19 protein-coding genes and 1 other RNA gene are annotated in these 22,184 nt (G+C 39.8%); 9 read left to right on the top strand and 11 right to left on the bottom strand.

Features of this window, described 5'->3' with window-relative positions; translation table 11 throughout:
• Positions 1-36 precede the first annotated feature (36 nt).
• The 3 genes from tdeA to ELZ61_RS07355 all read right to left on the bottom strand — a co-directional run bounded on the left by tdeA (position 37) and on the right by ELZ61_RS07355 (position 4,621).
• Complete coding sequence (gene tdeA / locus ELZ61_RS07365) at positions 37-1,407, bottom strand: toxin/drug exporter TdeA (RefSeq protein ID WP_126373632.1); 1,371 nt, start codon at positions 1,405-1,407, stop codon at positions 37-39.
• 95 nt (positions 1,408-1,502) lie between these two features.
• Positions 1,503-3,437: a MacB family efflux pump subunit gene (locus ELZ61_RS07360; RefSeq protein WP_126372565.1), complete on the bottom strand. Its 1,935-nt coding sequence runs from the start codon at positions 3,435-3,437 to the stop codon at positions 1,503-1,505.
• A 17-nt stretch (positions 3,438-3,454) separates the two neighbouring features.
• Positions 3,455-4,621 carry an efflux RND transporter periplasmic adaptor subunit gene (locus ELZ61_RS07355; RefSeq protein ID WP_126372563.1) on the bottom strand — a complete coding sequence of 389 codons (1,167 nt, stop codon included), beginning with the start codon at positions 4,619-4,621 and terminating at the stop codon, positions 3,455-3,457.
• Positions 4,622-4,852: 231 nt separating this feature from the next.
• Between ELZ61_RS07355 and glnS the strand changes: the two genes are divergently transcribed.
• Positions 4,853-6,511, top strand: a complete 1,659-nt coding sequence (glnS, locus tag ELZ61_RS07350; RefSeq protein WP_126372561.1) for a glutamine--tRNA ligase — start codon at positions 4,853-4,855, stop codon at positions 6,509-6,511.
• A 575-nt stretch (positions 6,512-7,086) separates the two neighbouring features.
• On the opposite strand, the gene ELZ61_RS07345 is transcribed toward glnS, so the two are convergent.
• The 7 genes from ELZ61_RS07345 to ELZ61_RS07315 form a co-directional block, all read right to left on the bottom strand.
• Entirely contained in the window at positions 7,087-7,464 is a 378-nt protein-coding gene (locus ELZ61_RS07345; protein WP_126372559.1) for an ASCH domain-containing protein, read from the bottom strand.
• Entirely contained in the window at positions 7,442-7,960 is a 519-nt protein-coding gene (locus tag ELZ61_RS07340; RefSeq protein ID WP_126372557.1) for a GNAT family N-acetyltransferase, read from the bottom strand. The genes ELZ61_RS07345 and ELZ61_RS07340 overlap by 23 nt, the downstream gene beginning before the upstream one ends.
• A 16-nt stretch (positions 7,961-7,976) precedes the next feature.
• The gene (locus ELZ61_RS07335; protein WP_126372555.1) at positions 7,977-8,948 is read right to left on the bottom strand and encodes a hypothetical protein; all 972 of its coding nucleotides are present in this window, start codon (positions 8,946-8,948) and stop codon (positions 7,977-7,979) included.
• Positions 8,949-9,060: 112 nt separating this feature from the next.
• Positions 9,061-9,427, bottom strand: a transfer-messenger RNA (tmRNA) gene (gene ssrA, locus ELZ61_RS07330).
• 104 nt (positions 9,428-9,531) lie between these two features.
• Positions 9,532-10,200, bottom strand: coding sequence for a hypothetical protein (locus tag ELZ61_RS07325; protein WP_126372553.1), 669 nt, complete (start codon positions 10,198-10,200; stop codon positions 9,532-9,534).
• 369 nt (positions 10,201-10,569) lie between these two features.
• The gene (gene pta, locus ELZ61_RS07320) at positions 10,570-12,708 is read right to left on the bottom strand and encodes a phosphate acetyltransferase (protein WP_126372551.1); all 2,139 of its coding nucleotides are present in this window, start codon (positions 12,706-12,708) and stop codon (positions 10,570-10,572) included.
• A gap of 65 nt (positions 12,709-12,773) precedes the next feature.
• Entirely contained in the window at positions 12,774-13,976 is a 1,203-nt protein-coding gene (locus ELZ61_RS07315) for an acetate kinase (RefSeq protein WP_126372549.1), read from the bottom strand.
• 255 nt (positions 13,977-14,231) lie between these two features.
• Between ELZ61_RS07315 and yfbV the strand changes: the two genes are divergently transcribed.
• The 5 genes from yfbV to smrB all read left to right on the top strand — a co-directional run bounded on the left by yfbV (position 14,232) and on the right by smrB (position 18,040).
• On the top strand, positions 14,232-14,672 hold the full coding sequence (gene yfbV, locus ELZ61_RS07310) for a terminus macrodomain insulation protein YfbV (protein ID WP_126372547.1): 441 nt from the start codon (positions 14,232-14,234) through the stop codon (positions 14,670-14,672).
• Between the two features lie 166 nt (positions 14,673-14,838).
• Positions 14,839-15,339, top strand: a complete 501-nt coding sequence (locus tag ELZ61_RS07305) for a CvpA family protein (protein WP_103852888.1) — start codon at positions 14,839-14,841, stop codon at positions 15,337-15,339.
• A gap of 12 nt (positions 15,340-15,351) precedes the next feature.
• The gene (purF, locus tag ELZ61_RS07300; protein ID WP_126372545.1) at positions 15,352-16,863 is read left to right on the top strand and encodes an amidophosphoribosyltransferase; all 1,512 of its coding nucleotides are present in this window, start codon (positions 15,352-15,354) and stop codon (positions 16,861-16,863) included.
• The gene (locus tag ELZ61_RS07295; RefSeq protein WP_126372543.1) at positions 16,863-17,435 is read left to right on the top strand and encodes a UbiX family flavin prenyltransferase; all 573 of its coding nucleotides are present in this window, start codon (positions 16,863-16,865) and stop codon (positions 17,433-17,435) included. The genes purF and ELZ61_RS07295 overlap by 1 nt, the downstream gene beginning before the upstream one ends.
• 101 nt (positions 17,436-17,536) lie before the next feature.
• A complete protein-coding gene (smrB, locus tag ELZ61_RS07290; RefSeq protein WP_126372541.1) occupies positions 17,537-18,040 on the top strand; it encodes an endonuclease SmrB in 504 nt (167 codons plus the stop codon).
• Positions 18,041-18,066: 26 nt separating this feature from the next.
• Here the strand turns inward: smrB and ELZ61_RS07285 are convergent, their stop codons facing one another.
• Positions 18,067-18,909, bottom strand: a complete 843-nt coding sequence (locus tag ELZ61_RS07285; protein ID WP_126373630.1) for a patatin-like phospholipase family protein — start codon at positions 18,907-18,909, stop codon at positions 18,067-18,069.
• Positions 18,910-19,019: 110 nt separating this feature from the next.
• On the opposite strand from ELZ61_RS07285, the gene truA reads away from it, so the two are divergent.
• The 3 genes from truA (at position 19,020) to folC (ending at position 22,136) form a co-directional block, all read left to right on the top strand.
• A complete protein-coding gene (gene truA, locus ELZ61_RS07280) occupies positions 19,020-19,811 on the top strand; it encodes a tRNA pseudouridine(38-40) synthase TruA (protein ID WP_126372539.1) in 792 nt (263 codons plus the stop codon).
• Between the two features lie 74 nt (positions 19,812-19,885).
• Positions 19,886-20,785: an acetyl-CoA carboxylase, carboxyltransferase subunit beta gene (accD, locus tag ELZ61_RS07275; RefSeq protein ID WP_126372537.1), complete on the top strand. Its 900-nt coding sequence runs from the start codon at positions 19,886-19,888 to the stop codon at positions 20,783-20,785.
• Positions 20,778-22,136, top strand: a complete 1,359-nt coding sequence (gene folC, locus ELZ61_RS07270; protein WP_126372535.1) for a bifunctional tetrahydrofolate synthase/dihydrofolate synthase — start codon at positions 20,778-20,780, stop codon at positions 22,134-22,136. The genes accD and folC overlap by 8 nt, the downstream gene beginning before the upstream one ends.
• Positions 22,137-22,184: the final 48 nt, after the last annotated feature.

Here is a 22,184-nt window from a genome sequence, read left to right as displayed (position 1 = left end):
CACCGCACTTTTGTTTTAATCGTTACTCAATAGCAATTATTTTACGGAGTAATAGCCACCCATTGCGCTATATACGGCGTTTTCGCTTTGAATGAGGTTGTATTTTGCATTCAAAATGGAAAGCTCGGAGTTGCGTTCCGTGCTTGCGGCGTTTAACCATTCTCTTAGTTCTGCAATGCCTGCATCATAGCGGTTTTTGTAATATTGCGTGATGCGTTTGTTGTAGTTGTAGGTTTGCTGCAAGTTGGCGAAGTTTTGACGCGCTTGGTTGTAAGCAAAATAGTTGGTGTCAATATCATTTAAGGCTTTGGTAATGCTTTGTTCAAAGTTGACAAGTGCAAGATCATAAGCCGATTCTGAAATTTTCACGTTCCATTTCACCGTGTTCCAGCTCAAGAATGGCAAGCTAATTCCGACCGTTCCGCCTGCGATAGGGGTGTTGAATGCGTTGTCAATTTTATTGCCGCTAGAACCTAAACTTCCACCCAAGGTAATGGTTGGGAACCAGCTTTTTTGCATTGCTTTGGCATCTTTGAAAGCGCTGTTTAAGCGATATTGATAGCCTTTCACGTCTGGACGGTTGGCAATGGCAGAAAGAGGCACATTAAGATTTACCCCCACATTTTTCACTTTAAGAATATGCGGGTAGTTCACTTTTAATGGCTCAGTTGGTTTTAAATTCAGTAAGTTACGCAATGTGGCTTCAGCCGTTTTCTTTTGCGTTTGGTAATTGATTAAGCTGTTGCGTGCCGTTAAAACCGCTTGTTGTGCTTGATCGGAACTTGCGCGATCTGCCACGCCTTGGCGGAATTTATTTTGCATAATGCGGTTAATTTCGGAATAGTAATTGATGGTTTTATTCACGGTACTAATCGCATCATTTAAGTAACCAAGTTGATAGTAGGTTAAGATCACGGAGTTGATTAATGAAATGCGCGCTGCTTCAAGATCTTGTTCGCTGGCAGCGTGTCGCCATTCTGCGGCAGAAGCAGAATCAGCTAAACGACGCCATAAATCTAGGGTGTAACTCACGTTTAATGCACCACCGTGGCTAATCACTGAAGAGCCGCCATCGTGAATATTTTTGTTAGCTGAAGAAGAAACCGAACCACTGAAATTTGGTACTAAATTTGCGCCGATTAAATTCGCGTTATAAAGTGCCGTATTTACAGCAATGGCAGCTTTGGCTAAATCTTTGTTATTTTCCAAAGCTTGCTCAACTAATTGATTAAGCTGTGGATCTTTATACAGCGTCCACCAATTTTCTTGAATGTTGTATTGTTTGGTTAATTCTTCATATTGTTGGAAATCTTGTTGTGATGCTTTGTAAGAATCGTCAAGATTCGCACAGCCAGCTAACAACACAGACAAGCCAATAGCAAGTGAGAGTTTGGATTGTTTTAACATCATTTTTTCCTTATTAAATAAAATCGTAAGCAAATAAAGTGCGGTGTAATTTTGCCGATTTTTTATTGCCTGATGGTTGAAATTTTATCAAAAAACTATTCCTGAGCTAAAGCGGTAATTGGATTTAATTGCGAAGCATTTTTTGCTGGCATATAGCCAAAAATCACCCCAATTAAGCTTGAGCAGAGCAGCGCGGCGATAATCGAGAAGGTGGAAAAGATCATGGTAAAATCTCTCACCAGCCAATTAAACACTGCGCCTAGCACCATCGATAGCACCACGCCAGTGATGCCACCAATTAAGCAAATCAGCACCGCTTCAATTAAAAATTGTTGCAAGATGTTAAATTGTCTTGCGCCAATGGCCATTCGCACGCCAATTTCTTTGGTTCGCTCGGTTACTGAAACCAGCATAATATTCATCACCCCAATGCCGCCTACCACAAGGGAAATAATGGCAATGGAAGAAATCAGCAACTTCATTGTATTTGTGGTGCTTTCAATGGTTTGCTTAATGGTATCGGTGTTGAATACGAAAAAATCTTTTTTGCCGTGGCGTACGGTGAGCAAGCGAGTGAGATCTTTTTCTGCTACTTTAGAACTAATTTCATCACGAATTTTTACCGTGATTGAGCTAATTTTTTGATTGCCCGAAATTTTGTTCATCGCCGTTGTGTAAGGGATATAAATATTTAAACTTGAGCTATTCATTCCCATATTATTGCTCGTTGCCACGCCAATAACACGCAATGGTTTTTTATTAATCATTAAAACTTTGCCAAGGGGATTTTGATTGTTGAACACTTCGCGTAACGTGTTTTCATCAATCACGGCCACTTGTTCGCTATGTTTTACGGCGTCTGCGCTGAAAAATGAGCCTTCAGCTTTGCTTAAACCGCGCACATTAAAATATTGCTCACCCACACCACGCACTTGGGCGGTGAAACTTTGGTTGCCGTAAGTGAGTGTGCCGTTCACCGAGCTATTTGGCGTAACACTGGCAATATAGCTTTGTTTGGCAAGCATATCGGCATCCGCCACGGTAAGATTTTGATTTTTCGCCGCGCGCCGATCGCCAAAACCCGTACCGTTATAAATATCCATTGTGTTTGTTCCCATCGCATTGATATTGCTAAGGATTTTTTGTTGCGAGCCGTTACCCAAGGCAACCACGCAAACCACTGAAGTAATACCAATAATAATGCCTAACATTGTCAGTAAGGAACGCAGTTTATGCGCCACAATGGCTTTAATGGACATTTTGAAAGATTCAATAAATTGATCTTTATAAAATTGTAATCGGCTTTTATTGCTTTGCGGTGCAATGTCTTGTTTTTGGGTAATTTGTTCCGATTTGCGGCGATCTTCAATAATTTTGCCATCTTTGATCTCAATAATGCGATTAGCAAAATTTGCCACGTTTTTATCGTGCGTGACCAAAATAATGGTATGACCCTCGCTGTGTAGCTGGGTGAGAATATCCATCACCGTTTCGCCACTTTTGCTATCTAATGCGCCAGTAGGTTCATCGGCTAGAATAATTTCGCCCCCATTCATCAAGGCACGCGCAATACTCACACGCTGTTGTTGCCCACCTGAAAGCTGATTTGGCTTGTTTTCTAAGCGATCGCCTAAGCCTAATTTTTCTAATAATTGTTTGGCTCGTTGTAGGCGAGTAGGCTGATCGATGCCAGCATAAATGGCAGGAAGTGCCACATTTTCCACCGCACTTAGTGTTGAGAGCAGGTTATAGCGTTGAAAAATAAAGCCAAATTTTTTCTGCCGTAAATCAGAAAGCTGATCACGATTGAGTTGGCTGACTTCTAAACCATCGACTTTATAAGAGCCAGATGTCGCTGTGTCCAAGCAGCCAATAATGTTCATTAAAGTAGATTTGCCTGAGCCTGATTGGCCAATAATGGCAATAAAATCGCCTTTTTTAATATCTAAATTGATGTCTTTTAACACCTGAGTGCGGTTTTCGCCTTCACCGAAAAATTTGTTGATGTGGCTTAATTCAATAATATTCATAAAAAAACCACCGCACTTTATAAAATTCGAGGGCCGCGGAAATTATTTCCCACTTTTTCATCGCTGGTTACTTGTGAGGAAATCACTTTTTCCCCTTCTTCCAAGCCATTTAAAATTTGCGTATTCATATCATCACTTAACCCTGTAACAACGGTGCGTTTTTCTACTTTATCATTATCTTTCAAAATATTAACAAAGGTTTCTTTTCCATCTTTGTGTAACGTGATAGTAGGAACAAGTAGCGTATCTTCTGCATCAGCAATGATAATGGTATTTTGCGTCGTCATTCCAATGCGCAGTTGGTTATCAGGATTATCTATTAAGACATTAGCATAGTAATAAACCGCACTAGTATCTGAAACGCTTTCTTTATATTCGTTATCTGTGAGCGTGGTAATGGCGGGATCAACGGAATGAATGGTGGAATGATAGACTTTGTCTGGCTCAGAAAGAGTGGTAAATTCTACGGCCATTCCTGCTTTCACTTTGGTGATGTCGCCTTCAGAAATTTCTGGTTTAATCAGCATTTTGCTTAAATCCGCCACTTGCACAATGGTTGGGGTAGTTTGGTTGGCGTTCACCGTTTGCCCTTCGGATACGGGAATGGACAGCACTGTACCGTCTAAAGGCGAAAGAATTTGGGTATATTGTAAATTAGTTTTTGCCGTATCTACTTGAATTTCCGCACGCTGAATGGCAGCTTCCACTTCAGAAATCGCCGCTTTGGCTGCGGATAAATTATTTTTTGCCGCATTCAGTTCATCTAAAGAAGTGGATTTACTCGCATATAATTTCGCAAGGCGATCATAGGCAGATTTCGCCACATTATAAGCTACTTGTTTTGCATTTAGCTGAGCTTGGTAGGCTTTTAATTCCGCTTGTGCTGAATTTAACGCATTCACTTGATTTTTAGAGTCAATTTCAGCGATTAAATCCCCTTGTTTGATATGTTGCCCCAATACAACGTGAATTTTTTCAATTTTACCCGAGGCTTGCGCACCCACTTCCACACGGTTATATGCACGAACAGTGCCTGCGGTGATGACGGATTTTTTGATTTCGCCACGGCGCACATTTTCTGTTAAATAGGTGGTTTCTTGTTGATTAGAATGGGTGAAATAACTATAAGCACCAAATGCCACTAACCCAACGGCAAGTAGGGAAAAAATCGTTTTTTTACGCATAAAAACTCCGAGAAAAATAACAATCGTTTTATTCGATGATTATAGTAGAAAACCTTTCTTAAGAAGACCTTAAGAAAAATAAATTTACACTGAATGAACGTTCGTTCATTTTAGGGCGTGAATTGTATCATTTATCTAAGGAAAATCAACCGCACTTTTGAATTCTGCCGTTAAACATAGTAGAATGAACAACAATTTTTTTACAAAAATCGAGAATATTTTGAGGTCAAAATGAGCCATATTACAGAGAACGAACATCAACCTACCAATTTTATTCGTCATATTATTGATGAAGATTTGGAAACAGGGAAAGTAAACCACGTTTACACCCGTTTTCCACCTGAGCCAAATGGCTATTTACATATTGGTCACGCAAAATCGATCTGCTTAAACTTTGGTATTGCAGAAGATTACAAAGGCTTGTGTAACTTGCGTTTTGACGACACCAACCCTGTTAAAGAAGATGTGGAATATGTCGATTCCATTAAACAAGATGTGGAATGGCTTGGTTTCCATTGGGAAGGGAAGGCACGTTATGCGTCCGATTATTTCGATGCGCTTTATGGCTATGCCATTGAATTAATTGAGAAAGGTTTGGCTTACGTTGATGAGCTTTCACCTGAACAAATGCGTGAATATCGTGGTACATTGACCGAACCGGGAAAAAACAGCCCTTACCGTGATCGTAGCGTGGAAGAAAACTTAGCCTTATTCGAAAAAATGAAAAATGGCGAGTTTGCCGAAGGGAAAGCCAGTTTGCGCGCCAAAATTGATATGGCATCGCCGTTTATGGTAATGCGTGATCCGGTGTTATACCGCATTAAATTTGCGGAACATCACAATACAGGGGATAAATGGTGCATTTACCCAATGTACGATTTCACCCATTGTATTTCCGATGCTATTGAGGGCATTACGCATTCATTATGTACCTTGGAATTCCAAGATAACCGCCGTTTATACGATTGGGTGCTTGAGCATATTTCCATTCCACGCCCATTGCCACATCAGTATGAATTTTCACGTTTGAACTTGGAATATACCCTCACGTCTAAGCGTAAATTGTTGAAATTAGTAGAAGATGAAGTGGTTGATGGTTGGAACGATCCGCGTATGCCGACCATTTCAGGTTTACGCCGCCGTGGTTATACGCCAGCGTCAATCCGTGAATTTTGCCGCCGTATTGGGGTAACTAAGCAAGATAACGTGGTGGAATTTAGTGCGTTAGAATCTTGTATTCGTGATGATCTTAACCAAAATGCACCGCGTGCAATGGCCGTGATTAATCCATTAAAAATCGTGATTGAAAACTTTGACGGACAAGAAATGCTTTCTGCGCCAAATCACCCGAATCGCGAAGAATTAGGTCATCGCCAATTACCATTTACCAAAGAAATTTATATTGACCAAGCGGATTTCCGTGAAGAAGCGAACAAACAATATAAACGTTTAGTATTGGGCAAAGAAGTGCGTCTGCGCAATGCTTATGTGATCAAAGCGGAGCGTGTGGAAAAAGACGTAGAGGGCAACATCACCACCGTTTATTGTACTTATGATCCTGAAACCTTAGGCAAAAATCCTGCGGACGGGCGTAAAGTCAAAGGCGTGATTCATTGGGTTTCTGCCACAGACAATGTACCAGCGGAATTCCGTTTATACGACAAATTATTCACTGTACCAAACCCAAGCGCAGCTGAAGAGCTTTACGAAGTGTTAAATCCAAATTCTTTGGTGGTAAAACACGGTTTTGTGGAAAAAAGTTTAGCTAACGCACAAGAAGAAAAAGCCTACCAATTTGAACGTGAAGGCTATTTCTGTGCCGATAGCAAAGACAGCCACCCAGAACACCTGATTTTCAACTTAACCGTAAGTTTGAAAGAAGGGTTCTAATTTTTCATCTTCATTGAAAACATAAGTGCGGTAGGAATTTGATAAGAATTTCTACCGTTTTTTATTGAGAATTTTCCTTGGTTAGAAGTAGTTATGATGTTGTGTTTTTGAGGAAACGTTATTCTTATCTATGCTTAGGAATAAAAAACAACTTAAAGTCTTATAGTATAAGGCGTTAAGTAAATATGAACAAAAAATTACTTATTTGCCAAAGTGTAAGAATAAAGCAACATGGTAAAGTGAATCATATATGAACAATTGTTATAGATACGATTTTTTTCGGTCGTTATTTCGGCATTTTAGTGATGATAGTTTCAAAACATTGCTATTATCTTGTGCGAGATGAAAGAAGAGATTTATTACACTCTAGTGTTGAATAAATTATTCATTTTCTTTTGAGAAGCGTAAAGAAATAAATATTGAAAGGGCAACAATAGACTTAATGGCTTATTTAAACATCTTAAACGTCAATTAAATAATCACAAAGGATTAGTAAAAGTCATAATATTATGTGTATAGAGGATTTTTTTGAATAAAAATTATTGCTGATATTTAAAAAGTAACAATTTTGTTTACTAATCTGAGATATAAAAAAAAGATTGTGGAGGAGAGTGAAAGTCTCCAAATTCTGATATTTTTCTAGGTCGAGAGTATTTTACAACATTTTTTAGTTTGAATGCGTATGCATGCGTGGACTTATTGAAATATTTTTGATAAAACTCATGAGATATACCTGAATAATTTTTAGTTTTTTCCCACAGTTTAGATGGAGTATCTTTCAAAATTCTATCTATTTCAAATTCTCCTACTATAGCTGAAATTGGACTACTAGAATATATAATTACTTTTTTGATATTTTTACGATTAGGAATGATTTTTCTATATTCATATATTTTCTCCCCACTAAAGATTTTTTCTACATATTTTGGTTTAATCGATAGTAATATGTTCATTGTAAAAGTACTCTAATTTTCCTTCTCTATATAAGTTTTTCTTTTTAGATGTTTGCTTAAAGTTGTATTTCTTAAGAAGTTTTTTTAATGAAGGGTCACATTCTTCTGATACTGTTATTAAGGGACTATCTGTATCTAAATATTTAAAAGCCTTATCAAATAATGCGTTCCCTATTCCCTGTTTTCGATATTTCTCATCAACCCGGATAGTACATATTTTTTTCTCTCCATTTTTGTTTTTTAGAATAAGTATCGCAATTATTTTCAAACGATTATGTTCTTTAGTAGTAACAAGTAAGATTTCTCGTTCCTTAGGATTATTACTCACTTCAGATTTAACTTTCTTGTCAAACCAATCTGAGATTCCGGGATACATCTCTTCAGAGGGGAGAATTGAATTATCTATAAGAAAACTAGCAGTTAAGTCTAAAAAATCTTTTTTTAATTCTTCTGGCTTAATTTCAGAAAAATATTGGATTTTCCAATTTTTTTTCATTCCTAATTCCTATGTGTTATAGATGGTCATAAATAAATGACGATATATATGATGCAATAATAGCAATGAACATACTAATAAGGAAATATATACATAACCGTTTTTTTACATTAAATAGATAACTAAATTGTGATAGATTCGTATAGACTTTGATTCCATCATTATTTTTTTCTTTAAAATGATAAGCCATCATATCTTTTTCTTTATCTATTTCTTTAGGGAGATAATTTTCCCATATCTCATGTTCTAATAATCTACTTGTCAAAGCTTTACTATCTACATTAATGAATGTATCACTTGAATTTCTAATAATTAAGTAATGAATAGTTTTAATATCAAAGTTTCTTTGTTCTAAATAACTCTCTCTAAGTTCGTCGGGGCATGAGCGTAATTCATTTATTCTAAAGTCAATGGTTTCAGTAGTGCGTAAGGAGGGATCCTGCCATACCTTATTATCTTGGTTTTCTTTCTTTATAATAGTACTAATATTCTCAGGTTTTATTCTGAAGCGGAAGTAATATTTTTTATATTTTTTTAACTTAGGATCATTTTCAGTTTCGCGCTTTGATAGTATATTAGTGCATTGAATTTCTATTTTAGTATATTCTGAGTAAGGAGTATATCGAAATTGCTCATCTCTTAATTTATATAAGATGACGTCATCGTCATCTATTTGTAGATGTTCACGAACTCCCTCATAGCTATTAGTGTTTACTTTTTTATTAAATATAGCGCTTAGCAGACGGCGATCTTGGACAAGTGTTTTGGCTAAATCTTCTGGTTTTAATATTTTAAATGGTACATATATAAGGATACTTTCCACTAATGATATATCTTCTATCATTAATCCTATATCAATATAATATTTATTTCTGTCATATTGGCTGTTCCATAGATTGATATGTATATCAAGCCCCACATTCTTACTTCTCTTATCACTACTAGAACTATCAGAACTGCCTAAATACCCTAAAATAAAACTTCTCATTTTACTATTCCAATTAAAAGAAATTTTTATCAGTATATATTGAATTATATAATTAATAAATCTTTATTTTAAAAAGCAAAAAAGTTGGTTATAGGTTTGTTAGAAAAAGAACTGGTGGAGCTGGGGGGAGTTGAACCCCCGTCCGAAATTACTCTACCTTCAGCACTACACGTTTAGTCTAGTCTTTAATTTCACTTAACCACTGCGGACAGACACGCGATAGTTAAGCTAGCTTGATTCAATTTAACGTTTCGATCCTCAAGCGGAGGCGTCCACGCGATCTCGTTTGGGTTTGACTCCTCTTTATCCCCGTCTTACGAGCGGAAGCTGGGGAGAGAAGGCTATGAGCAGGTTATTAAGCTGCTAAAGCGTATTGTTCGTCGTTTGCGACTATTTTTTTGCGGTTTATTTACGAGGCCAACCGCACCTCGACGTGCACCTTGGGCTTCGCTAATCCCGTCGAATCCAGAATCAGCCCCAAAAACTCGGTAATTCTATCAAGGAATTGATTGAATTTAAAGAGAAATAAAGTAAAAAGGCTAGAATATTTCTAGCCTTTTTTAATCATAACTCGATGACTAAATTATTTAGTTAAACTTTCAACTTTTTCAACTGCTGCGTCTTTCGCTTCAGTTACTTTTTCAACTGCAGCATCTTTTGCTTCTACAGCTGCATCTTTAACAGCTGCGGCTTTGTCCATTGCGGCATCTTTTACTTCAGCCGCTTTTTGTGCTGCTGAATCAACCGCTGAACTCGCTTTTTCAACTGCGGCATCTTTTGCTTCTACGGCAGCATCTTTAACATCAGCAACTTTATCCATTGCAGCGTCTTTTACATCTGCTGCTTTTTCTGCTACTGCGTCTTTAGCGCCAGTTACTTTTTCTACTGCTGCGTCTTTCATTTCAGCTGCTTTTTCAGTAGCAGCATCAGCCATAGAAGTTACTTTCTCAGCCGCTGCATCTTTCATTTCAGTCACTTTTTGAGTAGCTGCGTCAGCCATTGAGCTTGCTTTTTCAGTGATTACATCTTTAGCTTCAGTAATTTTTGATACTGCAGTGTCTTTCACATCTTTTGCTGCTTCAACTGCTGCATCTTTAACATCTGATGCTGCTTGAGCGACAGCGTCTTTCGCTTCAGAAACGCTTGATTTTGCATTTTCAACTTGTGCTGAAACTTTGCTTTCTTTATCGAAACAGCCAGTTACAGTTAAGGTTGCGCCTAATACTAATGCGGCTAATAATGATTTTTTCATTTTTACTCCTAAATAAATAATTCAATAATGAGATACAAACCCCACGTTTGCGGTGCATAGTCTGTAACAAAAATGTAGAAAAATAAACTACTATTTACATTTTTTTACGTATTAATTTTGAAAAAATTTAATCGGATAGATTTAACTCATTGAAATTAAATGAAAAGATATTTTTTGAGTAATGAATTGTTATTTTATGTAAAGACTGAAACTTTTGTAAGTGGTGAATTTTATAGCTTAATGCGGTGATTTTGTCATCATTATGCATTTTTTCATAGAAAATTTTGATGTAAAAAAATCTGCGCTTAACCGCTATTTTTAAGGGAAAAGCGCAGATTTAAAGTGCGGTCGGTTTTTTCTGAGTTTTTGTTATTGTGTTGCTTGGATTGCTGTTAATGCAATGGTGTACACAATATCATCGACTAATGCACCGCGAGAAAGGTCGTTCACTGGCTTACGCATACCTTGTAGCATAGGGCCAATAGAAACGAGATCCGCAGAGCGTTGTACCGCTTTATAAGTGGTGTTACCTGTATTCAGATCTGGGAACACGAATACGGTGGCTTTACCTGCAACTGGTGAGTTTGGTGCTTTAGAACGAGCCACATCTTCCATAATTGCCGCATCATATTGTAATGGGCCGTCAATGATAAGATCTGGGCGTTTTTCTTGCGCAAGGCGTGTTGCTTCTTTCACTTTTTCAACGTCCGCACCGCTACCTGATGTACCCGTAGAGTAGGAAATCATTGCCACTTTTGGATCGATACCAAAGGCTTTCGCAGAATCTGCTGATTGAATTGCGATTTCTGCAAGCTGTTCTGCTGTTGGAGCTGGGTTTACTGCGCAGTCACCATAAACAAGCACTTGATCTGGCAGTAACATAAAGAAGATTGAAGAAACAATGGAGTTACCTGGTGCTGTTTTGATAATTTGCATTGGCGGACGAATGGTGTTCGCTGTGGTGTGAACCGCACCTGAAACCAAGCCATCAACTTCGTTGGCTTCTAACATCATCGTGCCAAGTACCACGGTGTCTTCTAGTTGCTCACGGGCAAGCGCTTCGGTCATACCTTTGTTTTTACGCAGTTCGACTAAACGGGCCACATAGTTTTCACGCACGCTTGCTGGATCAATAATGGTGATGCCTTTGCCTAATTGTACGCCTTGCGCTTCTGCCACACGTTGAACGTCAGCAGGGTTAGCTAAAAGTACACATTCTGCAATACCACGTTCTGCACAAAGGGCAGCAGCTTTGATGGTACGCGGCTCGTCTCCTTCAGGCAACACAATGCGTTTTTTCGCTTGGCGTGCTAATTCGGTTAATTGGAAACGGAACGCAGGCGGTGATAAGCGGCGTTGGCGAGAAGATTCTGCCACAATTGAATTAACAAAGTCTGCATCAAATTGTTGGCTAGTGTATTGTTTAATGCTTTCAATACGCTCTTTATCATCGACTGGCACTTCAAGGTTGAAGCTTTGTAATGCAAGAGCGGTTTGCCAAGTGTTACCCTCAATACGGAAAATTGGCAATCCTGTGCTTTCAAAAACAGGTTGGCACAGTTTTTTGATTTGGCTATCTAATTTATATCCGCCAGTTAAAAGCAAACCACCTAATTCAATGCCATTACTTGCAGCAAGGGCAGCAGCAACTAATACATCAGGACGATCTGCGGAAGTCACTAACAAGCTACCATTGCGGAAGTGTTCCACCATATTTGGCAAGCTTCTTGCACAGAACGTAATGCTGCGAATACGGCGAGTTTGAATTTCGCCCTCATTGATAATGGCTGCGCCTAAGTGTTTAACCAAATCAATCACACGAGTTGCGATAAGTTCTGCATTCCAAGGAATACAAGCAAGCACTTTGATTGGACTTTTTTCAAATAATTTATACACTTCAGCCACGTTGCTATGGCTATGTTGATAAGCGTCAAAAATCTCACTTAAATCAGGGCGAGTACGGCCAGATTCATCAATTGGTGCATTGAATTTGTTGATAACCACACCCAGTAAGTTTTTATTATTTTTACCACCAAATTGTGAAGCAGCGGCTTCTACACGCTCTTTCAGCTGCTCTGGTGTTTCTGTTGAAGGGGCAGCAACCAAAATGATTTCTGCATCTAGCGCTTGGGCAATTTCATAGTTAATGCTGTTGGCATAGCTATGTTTGCGCGTTGGGATTAAACCTTCAACAATGATAATTTCATTGTTTTTAGCTAATTGTTGGTGATTTTCAACAATTTTCTCTAATAAAACATCAGATTGATTTTGTCCGATTAAGCTTTCCGCCACGCTTAGCATAAATGGCTCAGCGGTTTCAATAGAAGTGCTAGTACGAACGATAGAAGTGCTGCGATCAAGTTTATCTTCGCCAGTATTTGGTTGTGAAATGGGTTTCATAAAACCAATTTTCGCGCCTTTTTCTTCAAGCGAACGAATTAAACCAAGGCTAACACTGGTTAAACCAACGCCAGCACTCACAGGAATAAGAATAATTGTGCGAGACATAATAAACCTTCAGGTTAAATGATGAAAAAGAAACTGCCGAATAATTCGGCAGTCTGTTTATAAAATTAGCTACAAAGTTTTGCAGTATCTTGTGCGATTACTAATTCTTCGTTTGTTGGGATAACCATTGCAACAGGGGTGTTATCTGTGGTGATCACGCCTTCGTTACCAAAGCGCGCTGCAAGGTTTTTGTCGTTATCTAGTTTATAGCCGAAGAGTTTTAAATGCTCTAAGGTTTTTTCACGAACAAGTCCTGAGTTTTCACCAATACCACCAGTGAACACGATAGCATCTAAACGCTCACCGATAACTGCCATATATGAACCGATATATTTTGCTAAACGATAGCAGAATACATCTAATGCACGTTTTGCTGCGGCTTCTGCATCATAGTTATCTTCTGCATAACGACAGTCGCTGGTTACTTCTGTTAAACCTAATAAACCTGATTTTTTGGTTAATAGGGTGTTGATTTCTTCAACGCTCATACCTAGGTTATCGTGTAGGTAGAAAATGATTGCAGGGTCTAAATCACCAGAACGTGTACCCATTACTAAGCCTTCTAATGGGGTTAAGCCCATTGATGTATCAATACATTTACCGTGACGAACGGCAGCTACTGATGCACCGTTACCTAAGTGACAAGTGATCACATTTACTTGATCCGCAGGTACGTTTAAACGCTCAGCTGCTTGTTGGCTTACATAGAAATGGCTTGTACCGTGCGCACCGTAGCGGCGAACACCGTGATCTTTATATAAAGAATAAGGAATAGCGTATAAGAACGCTTCTTCAGGCATTGTGGTATGGAATGCTGTATCAAACACCGCCACGTTTTTATCTTTTAAGTGCGGGAACATTTTGAACGCTTCTTCAATACCGATTAAGTGCGCAGGGTTGTGTAATGGCGCAAATTGGATCGCGTCTTTAATCCCTTGAATAACTTCATCATTGATGATTACAGAAGAAGTGAATTTCTCACCACCGTGAACAATACGGTGACCAATTGCCACAATCTCATCTTTTAATGATGGATCTAATGGGAAAATATTGTTCACAATAAATGCAAGCGCTTCGCTATGTGCCGCACCAGCACCTAATTCCGCATTGCCTTTTTCACCGTGCAATTTCCATTTGATACGCGCATCTGGCAGGTGGAAAGCTTCTGCAAGACCAGATAATTTTTCTTCACCTGTTACAGGGTCTAAAATAGAAAATTTAAGTGATGAACTACCGCAGTTAAGTACGAGAACTAATTTTTGAGACATAAGTAACCTATTTTTAATTAAGTTAAAAGGATTCCGTCTAAATAGCCTAAACGGAGCGACATATAAAAGTCGTTAGATCCTGTATAGGATACACTGTTCACTCAATAAAATAAATTCTCAAGGTGGAAAAAATGCGACATTTATCAAAAAAATGATTAAAAATTAAAATTTTTTTATAAAAATAATCACAAGATGAAGAAAAAGAATGGGCTATAATGAACGAATGGATAACCGTTCATCATAACAAGGAAAATAATGAAATTTTTCACCGCACTTAAGCAGGGGCAGATTTATCTTGATACTTGGCCATTAATTCCCAAGTTAGGAATGATTTTTCCCGAAAACCGCGTTATCAAAGCCACCCAATTTTCGCAAAAACTGATGCCATTTCTGGCGGTGTTTGCGTTAGTGTGGCAACAAATTTATGCCAAAGAGGATATGGTGGCATTAGCTGCGACCATTTTAACCGCACTTTTTTCCTTGTGTTTACCTTTGCAAGGGCTTTATTGGCTTGGCAAACGCGCACAAACGCCATTACCGCCACAAAGTGCGGTGCAATTTTCGCAAATTTGTCAGCAATTGGAAAAAGCGGGTAGTGGTGTTAATGTGCCAGACAATCCCACTTATCAAGATCTGGCATCAGTATTAAAAAAAGCCGAGCAAAAATTGCCCGCAGACTTTTGGCAATCCTTATAATTTTCTTAACGCGTGCTTTGTTGATCCTACCAAGAGCGAGTGATATAGTACGCTACTTTTTAACCCTTAGGATAAAAAACTGCAAATAATGCTACGCAAACGTTTTCGTTTTTTGCTAGAATACGCGGCGGTCATAAATATCCTATATTTTGTAGAGATTATTTTCGTGAACAATTATTTAGATTTTATCATTATCGGAATTATTGCCTTTTCTATTATTGTCAGCCTTTTGCGTGGTTTCGTGCGTGAGGTGATGTCCCTTGCAAGCTGGGTCGTTGCCTTTCTGGTGGCAAATCATTTTTATCCCTATGTCGCCAACTTTTTAACTCAAATTGAATCAGGATATATTCGTAACGGCGCCGCCATTGCCATCTTATTTATTGCCACCTTAATTATTGGCGCGATTGTGAATTATTTAGTCAGCCAATTGGTAGATAAAACTGGTTTATCAGGCACTGATCGCGTTTTAGGTGGCTGTTTCGGTTTATTGCGTGGCGTGCTAATTGTTGCTGCCTTATTATTTTTCGTAGATACCTTTACCAACTTTAGCCAAAGTGAAGTGTGGAAAGAATCAAAATTAATCCCGCACTTTGGTTTTATCGTGGAATGGTTCTTCCAAAAAATTCAGGAAAATTCCAGTTTATTAAACTCAACATTAACTCAATAGGGGATAACACGAATGTGTGGTATTGTCGGTATTATCGGTCAAAGTCCAGTAAACCAAGCTATTTATGATGGCTTAACCGTGTTGCAACATCGCGGGCAAGATGCAGCGGGAATCGTTACCATTGACGATGAAAATCGCTTCCGCTTACGCAAGGCAAATGGGCTGGTGAGCGATGTTTTCCAGCAAGTACATATGCTACGTTTGCAAGGTAATGCTGGTATCGGACACGTTCGTTACCCGACAGCAGGTAGCTCCAGCGTTTCTGAAGCTCAGCCTTTTTATGTGAACTCGCCTTATGGCTTAACCCTTGTGCATAACGGCAATTTAACCAATTCTGAACAGCTGAAAAAAACTTTATACGAACGCGCCCGCCGCCACGTTAATACCAATTCTGATTCAGAGATTTTGCTCAATATTCTTGCTTATCATCTTGATCATATTTATACCCAGCATCTTTCGCCTGAAGACATTTTCCACGCCATTAAAGCTACGAACAATGACATTCGTGGGGCTTATGCTTGCATCGCAATGATTATCGGACACGGAATGGTGGCGTTTCGCGATCCTAATGGTATCCGCCCTTTGGTGTTAGGAAAGCGGGAAGAAAATGGCAAAACAGAATATATTTTTGCGTCAGAAAGCACCGCACTTGATGTGGTTGGCTTTGAATTTGTACGCGATATTCAACCGGGCGAAGCGGTTTATATCACCTTTGATGGCCAATTTTATGCACAACAATGCGCGGATAATCCAAAATTAACGCCGTGCATTTTTGAGTACGTTTATTTTGCTCGTCCAGATTCCTATATTGATGGCGTTTCTGTCTATGCCGCGCGCGTGCATATGGGAAAATATTTAGGCGAAAAAATTGCCCGTGAATGGCCAGATTTAGACATTGATGTGGTGATCCCTGTGCCTGAAACGTCCAATGATATTGCTTTACAAATCGCCCATATTTTAAACAAGCCCTATCGTCAAGGTTTTGTGAAAAATCGCTATGTAGGGCGTACCTTTATTATGCCGGGGCAAACGCAGCGCGTAAGTGCAGTACGCCGCAAACTGAATACCATTTCTTCTGAGTTTAAAGGCAAAAATGTGCTATTAGTGGACGATTCCATTGTACGCGGTACCACCTCAGAGCAAATTGTAGATATGGCGCGCGCTGCAGGGGCGAAAAAAATCTATTTTGCCTCAGCAGCACCAGAAATTCGTTATCCAAATGTGTACGGCATTGATATGCCAACAAAACACGAACTCATTGCTTATGGAAGAGAAGTGGACGAAATTGCCAAACTCATTGGCGTGGATAAATTGATTTTCCAAGATCTTGATGCGCTTACTCAATCTGTTCAGCAAGAAAATCCTGCGATTAAAGATTTTGATTGCTCAGTGTTCACTGGAAAATATGTTACAGGGGACATTACGCCAGAATATCTTGATCATATTGCTGATTTACGCAATGATAGTGCCAAGAAAAAGCGTGAGAAAGACGCGACCAATCTTGAAATGCACAACGAGAGCTAATGAGCAAACAACGTTTAATTATTGCCATCACAGGCGCTTCAGGGGCGATTTATGCGATACGTTTATTGGAAGTATTGAAAAACGTCCCTGATCTTGAAACCCACTTAATTATCAGCAACGCCGCCAAGCAAACCTTGGGCGCAGAAACGGATTACAGCGTTCAACAAGTGCGTGCCTTGGCGGATCAAACCTATGATGTGCGCGATATTGGCGCAGCAATTTCTTCGGGATCTTACCGCACTTTGGGAATGGTGATTCTGCCTTGTTCAATCAAAACCTTATCAGGCATTGCGCACAGTTACACCGATGATCTCATCACTCGCGCCGCAGACGTGTGTTTAAAAGAGCGCAAACCGCTTTTTCTTTGCGTACGCGAAACCCCGCTACATTTAGGCCATTTACGTTTAATGACGCAGGCGGCTGAAATTGGCGCAACCATAATGCCTCTAATGCCCGCCTTTTACCATCGCCCTGAAAGCATTGATGATATTATTAACCAAAGCATTAACCGCCTATGCGATCAATTTGGCATTGAGCTAGAGCAGGATTTATTCCAACGCTGGGGGGAGTAGAAATTCAATCAAATGTAAAGCGATTCTATCGTAATGAAATAATGAAACTAGTTCTATGATAGAATTGTAGGTATTGTGGAACTAAGTTTATAGTAATAAATATGCTAAACGATGAAGATATGGCATTGTTTCGTGATGCGGTGCGAGGGGCTACGCCTTTAAAGCAAAATGAATTTGTGCCAGCTTATAGAAAAAATAAGCAAAAACAAGAGCAGCGTGAGCAACGTGAAAGGGAAGATACCTTGTTCTTTTTTTCTGACGAATATGAGCCTTTGTTGAATGAAGAGGGGGCGGTGAAATATTTGCGCGAGGGGGAGGATTCCTATCTGCTTAAGCAATTACGCCGTGGTGATTTTTCTCCAGAGCTGTTTTTGGATTTGCACGGTTTAACCCGAGAGAAAGCGAAATTGGAGTTAGCGGCGCTAATTCAAGCTTGTGAAAAAGAGCATATCTATTGTGCAAGCATTATGACAGGCTATGGAACTTATACGTTGAAACGCCAAATCCCTCGTTGGCTTGTGCAGCATCCCCGTGTTCGAGCCTTACATCAAGCACCAAAAGAATGGGGCGGGGAAGCTGCAATTTTAATTTTGCTTGAGGTGTAGCGTTCTTGTTGTAAGGACGCTGTTTTTTATTTTTCAAGATAATGTCTAAGATTATCCATTTGTTTTTCTGCTTCATTCAGCCCTAATTCATACATCGCCTGAATTTTTCGCGGATCTTTCTCAATACGTTTGATGTGCAGATCTTGCGGTGGGCGAATGACGAAAATTTTTCCTTCCTGTTCTAGCTTAATAATTTTCTCGATTTGTTGATTATAGTCTTCCGCACGTTGAATAAGCTTTTCGGCAAGGCGTGGATATTTGCGGTAGAACCAATTAATCAGCCATTTTGCTGACGGTTTTTTGCGATAATCTAAAGTGCGGGTCAAAATAACGATAATTTTTTCATAACCTAAGTTTTGACAAAAATCCAATGGAATACTGTCGGCAATTCCGCCATCTAAATATTTTTTACCATTAATTTCAACATATTGCGAAACAAAAGGCATTGCGGAAGTGGCGCGTAAGGTTTCCATCTGGGCAAAAGGATCGGTGATTTTTACATATTCTGCTTCCCCCGTTTCAATATTGGTGAGCGTGGTGTAGAAATCTGTATTGGCTTGTTTGAACGTTTCGTTATCAAAGGGATCAAGGGTGAACGGCACTTGATAAAAAGCGAAATCCTTATTCACAATATTGCCCGTGGTAAATAGGCTAGTAAAGCCGAGATAGCGTTTATCATTCAAGTATTTTAGGTTATAACGAATGACACGCCCTGCTTGTTTAGAAGGATAATTTACACCAAATAGCGCACCAGCCGATACGCTCACAATGCCGTCAATATGCACATTTTCTTTAAGAAATACATCAAGCACGCCAGCGGTGAACATTCCGCGCATCGCACCGCCTTCTAACACTAATCCAACTTTCATCATCACACCCTTTGAAATACAAAGGCTAGATGATAACACTTGGTTAGAGTTCATCAAGCAATAAATTTACTTTATAATGCCAGCCCATTAGATGAAATTAGGATAGAAAAATGAAAATTGCCCTAGGTATTGAATATAACGGCAAGCATTATTTTGGCTGGCAACGGCAGGAGAGTGTTGCCAGCGTGCAAGAGCGGTTGGAAAAAGCCATTTCTTTTGTGGCCAATGAAGACTGTCAAATTTTCTGTGCGGGGCGGACGGATTCTGGCGTACACGCAACAGGGCAGGTGGTGCATTTTGAAACCAGTGCCATTCGTGCAGAAAGTGCGTGGAGTTTTGGGGTAAATGCCAATTTGCCCGATGATATTGCAGTATCTTGGGCAAAGCAGGTTGATGAGGATTTTCACGCGCGTTTTAGCGCTACTGCGCGCCGTTACCGCTATGTAATTTATAACAATAAATTACGTTCGGCGATTTTACCAGAAGGGGGCACCCATTATCATCAGCCGTTAGATCACGCATTAATGCATCAAGCAGGGCAGGCATTGTTGGGCGAAAATGATTTTTCTTCTTTCCGTGCGGCACAATGTCAATCCAATACACCGTGGCGAAATGTGCATCATTTGAATGTGATTAGACAAGGAAAATATATTATTGTGGATATTCAAGCCAATGCCTTTGTTCATCATATGGTGCGAAATATTGTAGGCAGCTTAATGGAAGTGGGGGCAGGGCGTCAACCTGTGGAGTGGATAAGCTGGCTGCTCGCGCAAAAAGATCGTAAGTTGGCTGCGCCCACCGCCAAACCAGAAGGGCTTTATTTAGTGCAAGTGCATTATCCTGAACAATTTGCCATTCCGCAAAATGCACTTGGGCCACTTTATTTGTCCGATCAGTTATAGCGTTTAAAAGCTAGAATCTTGGTGCAAATTATGGTGTAATAAGCAGAATTTTTTATGAATAAGAAAGGGTTAAAATGAGCTGGATTGATCGAATTTTTAGTAAGAATACGGCATCAAACACACGCAAGGCCAACGTGCCAGAAGGCGTTTGGACAAAATGTACTTCTTGCGGACAAGTATTATATCGTGATGAATTAACGCGTAATTTAGAAGTTTGTCCAAAATGTGGACACCATATGCGTATTGATGCGCGTACACGTTTATTGACTTTATTAGATAAAGAAAGTGCGGTGGAAATTTCCGCAGATCTTGAGCCAAAAGACATCTTAAAATTCAAAGACTTAAAAAAATATAAAGATCGTTTAACCGCAGCGCAAAAAGAAACAGGCGAAAAAGATGCGTTAATCGCAATGGCAGGTACGTTATATGGTATGCCTGTGGTTACTGCGGCGTCTAACTTTAGCTTTATGGGCGGTTCAATGGGCGCTGTGGTTGGGGCTAAATTTGTTAAAGCCGCGGAAAAAGCCATTGAAGACAATTGTCCTTTTGTCTGTTTTTCAGCCAGTGGCGGCGCGCGTATGCAAGAGGCATTGATTTCTTTAATGCAGATGGCAAAAACCAGTGCAGTTTTGGCAAGAATGCGTGAAAAAGGCATACCCTTTATTTCCGTGCTAACCGATCCAACCCTTGGTGGGGTTTCGGCAAGTTTTGCTATGCTTGGCGATATTAATATTGCTGAGCCTAAAGCCTTAATTGGCTTTGCTGGCCCGCGCGTGATTGAGCAAACCGTGCGCGAAAAACTGCCAGAAGGTTTCCAACGTAGTGAGTTCTTATTAGAAAAAGGGGCGATTGATATGATCGTAAAACGTGGTGATATGCGTGAAACTCTTGCGAGCTTGTTAAGCAAACTTTCTAATAAGCCTTCTCCTTTTGTGCAAGCTGAATTAGTAGAAAATCTCCCTGAGAATGAGTAATTTTAAATCTTCTTTAACAGCCACTTCGCCTTTGTCGCAGTGGCTTTCTTATTTGGAACAAAGCCATTTTAAAGCCATCGATTTAGGTCTTGAGCGCATTAAATCAGTGGCAGAACAGCTTGACTTGCTCAAGCCCGCGCCTTTTGTGATCACCGTTGGTGGGACAAATGGCAAAGGCACAACCTGTCGCTTGTTGGAGCAGATCTTGCTCAATGCCGGTTATCGCGTGGGCGTGTATTGTTCCCCCCATTTAATTCGCTATAACGAACGTGTTCGCATTCAAAATCAAGAATTGCCCGATGCGCAACATAGTGCCTCTTTTGCCTTTATTGAGCAGAATAAAACCCAATCTTTGACCTATTTTGAATACAGCACTTTATCGGCGTTGTATTTGTTTAAACAGGCTAAGCTTGATGTGGTGATTTTAGAAGTGGGGCTAGGCGGACGCTTAGATGCCACCAATATTGTGGATAGCGATATTGCGGTGATTACCAGCATTGATATTGATCACACGGATTTTCTTGGTGATACCCGCGAGCAAATTGCCTTTGAGAAAGCAGGGATTTTCCGAGCGAATAAACCAGCCATTATTGGTGAGCCTGATGTGCCGAATACAATGCTGGAACAAGCGCAAAAGCTGCATTGTCAGCTCAGTCACCGTGGAGTAGATTGGACATTCAGTCAAACCGCTCAAAGCTGGCAATGGCAAAGCGAACACAGTCAGAATGGTGAAAGTGAAAGCCAAAAAGTGCGGTTAGAAAATCTGCCTTTTCCACATATTCCGCTAGCAAATGCTGCCACAGCTTTAGCAGTGTTGCCTTATTTGCCGTTTAACATTGCAGAACAACATATTCGTGACGCGCTGCAAAATGTCCAACTTACAGGACGTTTCCAACTGCTGAATAGCGCACAGCGACAGCGTTTAAGCGAACTGTTACATTGTAACGAAAAAGCCTTACCACAAGTGATTATTGATGTAGGGCATAATCCACACGCCGCAAAATATTTAGCAGAAAAACTCACCGCACTTAAACAACCGACACAACGTATTCTGGCAGTTTGTGGTATTTTGAAAGATAAAGATACCCAAGGTGTGCTTTCACCACTGCTTGATGTGATTGATGAATGGCATTGTATTAGCTTGTCTGGCTATCGTGGACAACGTGGTGAAGAATTGTTAGCCGAACTGCAAGCGCTGGCGTTATCACAAAATAAAACGCTGAAAGCAAGCTCATCTTCTTCAATGGAGCAAGCGCTACAAAGTGCGGTGCAAAATTCGCAAGAAAATGATGTCCTGCTAGTTTTTGGTTCATTTTATACCGTAGGGCAGTTATTGGAATTATTAGCATAAAAAATGCCCGACTAAGGGCATTTTTTGTGGCAGTTATAATATCAATGA

The sequence above is a fragment of the Avibacterium volantium genome (assembly GCF_900635775.1).
Lineage (GTDB): Bacteria > Pseudomonadota > Gammaproteobacteria > Enterobacterales > Pasteurellaceae > Avibacterium > Avibacterium volantium.
This window is presented reverse-complemented; position numbering and strand designations above follow the sequence as displayed.